We start from the raw sequence: 3819 nt of genomic DNA, 5'->3' as shown, positions 1-3819 counted from the left end.
ATCCGTGTCCGTGGTCTCTGGCGTGTTTCAAAAAACCCAGCCCAACGTGGAGCAGAATTCATGCCACAAAAATATCGAAAAATACACTTTGTACCGGAGGTCGTTCTGTTGCCACTTCAAGCTTTTTTGGAACTTGATTTTCCTGAGAAAAAATACTCAATTATGGGCTTAATAGTCGCATAAGGTATTCGAAGGGGATCAAGTGCAAAAAAAGCTTCTCGTGGGTGTCATTTTTCTGTTCAACCTATCAAGTTTTGCAACAGTAGGTTCAAGTTGGAAGATAAACATACTGGAGCGTATCCAGGCAAACCCGGATTCTGTACAACAAGTGCTTCAGGATACATTGTCCAGACTAGCGTCTCCAAATGATAAGCTCTTTGCGCTGGCATGCAGGGCTCGCGCTTTCAGACATCAGGGAGTGAATGACTCGGTCCAACACTATGTTCAACGTGCAGACAGCCTGATGAGTGATAACATGCCTGACTTTGACAGGGTACAAGTTTTTGAAGAGTTGGCCCATAGTCATCGATTCCAACGCCACACCACAGAAGCGCTGGTCTACGCTGAACACGCCCTCCGACTATTTACAAATCTGGAAGACGATCGTGGGCTTCTGCGTTTACATTATCTCATTGCGAATCTACTAAGTGATGAAAGTCGCTACGACGCTGCCATGCAGGAATATTTGATTGTGGCGGCCATGGCAGAACGCCAGAGTAATGATAAATTTCTGGGTGCTGCTCTGATGAATATGGGAAACCTGCTTTCAGAACAGGGGCTTGAACTTGAAGCGATGAACAAATTCAAACAGGCACAAAATATTTTTCATCGATCTGGTCCCCCACAGAATGAAATGGCGGTCCTGATTAACCTGGGGATTTCCCAGAATCACCTCGAGCAATACCAGGAAGCGGTACAAACCTTTCAACTGGCCAGTACCCTGGCGGATTCACTTGGAGAAAGAGGAAGTTACGCACAAGTGTTGATGAATCTTGGCAATGTCCTTAAAAATACTGGGCAAGACCAAGAAGCCAGGACAGCATTTCAGCAATCCCTGGCTATATGTGAGGAACTGGAAATATGGATCGGGTTGGTCCTGAACCATATTTCTATTAGCAATGTGGAAAATGATTTACACAATTGGTCCCTGGCCAAAATACATGCAGAAAACGCCCTGGAGCTCATCGCCCACCACTCCATGCCTTATGAAACAGCCAAGGCCAGGGGTAATCTCCATCGCGCTTTAGCCGGACTCGGTGATTTTAAAGCAGCTCTGGAAGAATTTACCATAATGTGGGAGATTGAAGACAGTCTCCTCTCGGCTGAAAAGCATGAACAGATTCTAGAGATGTCTTCCAAATACGAGAGCGAAAAAAAGGAAAAGGAAATCCTTTTACTTCAGCAGGAACAACAACAGCAAGCGGCACGGAGCCGCTTTGTTCTGACCCTATCCTCAGCCATTGTTCTGACCCTATCACTGCTGCTGATTATCGGGATACAGCGGGTGCGCCTTAGTCGCAAAGAAAGAGCTCTTGTTGAAAAAGAAAAAGATGCGATTGCCAGTGAACTTGCCCTTAAGAATCAGGAGCTACAACATTATGTCCAAAATCTGGCACGTACATCAAACCTTCTCCAGCAACTGAAGCGATCACGTGAGACCAATAATGACAATGAGTCAGTGGATCAACTCATGGCCAGTGTTAACCCAGAAACAGGTGTGTTTACCTGGCTGGAATTTGAGAAACGATTCCTAACTGTATATCCATTATTTGTGGAAGAACTAACAAATCGGTTTGAGGATTTGACACCCATGCAGCTCCGCCTGGCCATGTTCATCCGGATGAATCTCTCCAACAAGGAGATTGCTTATATTACCAGCAAGAGTGTCCGCACCATTGAGACCACCCGCTATACCTTACGGAAAAAGCTGGGGCTGGACCGTTATGAAAGTTTGAGCGGAAATATCCAGCAGTTCTAACCTGCATTATTCATGAATTATTGCCACGAAGACACTAAGTCACGAAAATTATTAAAGTTATGAACAAGGTCATTTTAAACAGTATTATTTGCATCTGTGAGTGATAATTTTGGTTCATCGTCATAATGCGTACCTCAGAGTTAATTGGATTGTCAGGGAGTTTCCATCTTTTACTCAGATCCAGATTCCCTGAAGGGGAATAATCAGAATAGCCACGGGTGTAACCCGTGGTAAATGAACCACAATAATTGCAACCCCGGAGGGGTTGAACAATACTAAAGCAAATATTTTTCATCAAATTTTATTTCATGTTCTATTGAAACCAGTTTAGTCGCAACGGAGATGCTCCGGAAACTGGTTGGTATGGTGACTGGCCTGGTTTTTAACGTATTCAATTAAATCATCCTTAGTAGAGAATATGATCTGATACAATATGTGGGTGTCACGGTTGACAGGGTTAAACTCCTCCAGAGTTTGTTTTAATTATTGATTCTAAATACTACGGGTTGCACCCGTAGCTATTCGTATTTAATCCATTTCGACAAAGCTCAATGCACCGCCTTCGGGATATTTCTATATCAGATAAATCAGATTTCATTCGTTATTTTGACTCTTCTTCATACGGCTTCAGGTACGCATTTAGGGGATGAACCATAATTTTTGATAAGCATATATTTTATTATACTTTGTGTCTTGGTGACTTAGTGGCTATGAATTATTCAGGCTAAGCCGGCATTAATTCTTCTCGGGTGTTCACCTATACGTAATTTTTACGTAATTTTACTTTTCCAAATACTTCTCTTAAGCAAGTAACTTTCTCCCTGAATGGGACATCGTGTAAGGTGTCTTTTGTTTATCCATACAGGGAATTGATCGAATGAAAAAATTACTGATATCACTACTATTTCTATTGGGGGCAATGCAGGCTGCCTGGGGACAAATTTCAGGAAGCTACCTTTCTGATGGCGGCAGTTTTGCCATTTTTGATGGGACAAACGACCACCTGCAAATTACTCCCGCTGAAATGGGCACGGCATTTCAATTTACTGGATCCTTTTCCATGGAAGCATGGGTGTATCGTGAAGACTGGAGTGTAACTCCTGCTTCGAATCAATCAATCTTGTCCTACACCCAATTCGGTGGGTATGCGCTTCAACTTCGGTCCTCAGGCAATCTGGCTTTTAAAGTCTATAGCTCAACGGCTGAAGCGTATGAATACACTGAATATGCTTATACGGGGTTGTCTGCTGGGTGGCATCATATTGCTGTGGTCAGAATTACAAATCCAAGTGCCTCACACCGCCTCTATATCGATGGCTCTCAGGTAGCCACATCTTCCGGGAGCGGTGGAACCTTAGACTATCGTAACGATAATTATTTTGAAATCGGAGCTGAGAGCCACGATTCATCCGCCCCGGAATCGGGGCATTATTTTGAGGGAGCCATTGACGAGGTTAGAATTTGGGACGCGCTTCTGGGTGGAACTGAAATCTCCGATTGGATGTATAAAATCATTACCAGCTCTGACAGACCCTCCTATTATGCTGATCTGGTAGGCTATTATAAACTTGATACTGACTGGCCTTCAGAATACGGCGGTTTCCTGGATGATGCATCTGGAAATGTGGGTGGGAGTGGGGATTATGATCTCACGGGAAGCAATTATACCACCGACAACGCCCCTAGACTGATTGATGGTCATTATAGGGTAGGACATCTGGACCATCTCGTTTGGATGAGTGTTAGTTCTGGTAGTCGCTTAGATTATACCTATAAACAGGCCAATAATATTGATGCCAGTGCATCAGCCAGTCTGAACAGCGGAGAGGGATTTAACCCCA

Annotated in this window: 3 protein-coding genes; all 3 read left to right on the top strand. The window is 43.9% G+C overall.

Annotation, left to right across the window (positions count from 1 at the left end; genetic code table 11):
• A partial coding sequence (locus U9Q77_12345) for a hypothetical protein (GenBank protein MEA3288148.1) occupies nucleotides 1–183 on the top strand: 183 nt, incomplete at its 5' end.
• 19 nt (nucleotides 184–202) lie between these two features.
• Nucleotides 203–1978, top strand: a complete 1776-nt coding sequence (locus tag U9Q77_12340; protein MEA3288147.1) for a tetratricopeptide repeat protein — start codon at nucleotides 203–205, stop codon at nucleotides 1976–1978.
• A gap of 877 nt (nucleotides 1979–2855) precedes the next feature.
• Nucleotides 2856–3819 (top strand): LamG domain-containing protein (locus U9Q77_12335; protein MEA3288146.1); only part of this gene is annotated, 964 nt, incomplete at its 3' end.

The organism is Candidatus Neomarinimicrobiota bacterium, assembly GCA_034716895.1.
GTDB lineage: Bacteria > Fidelibacterota > UBA8477 > UBA8477 > JABMPR01 > JABMPR01.
This window is presented reverse-complemented; position numbering and strand designations above follow the sequence as displayed.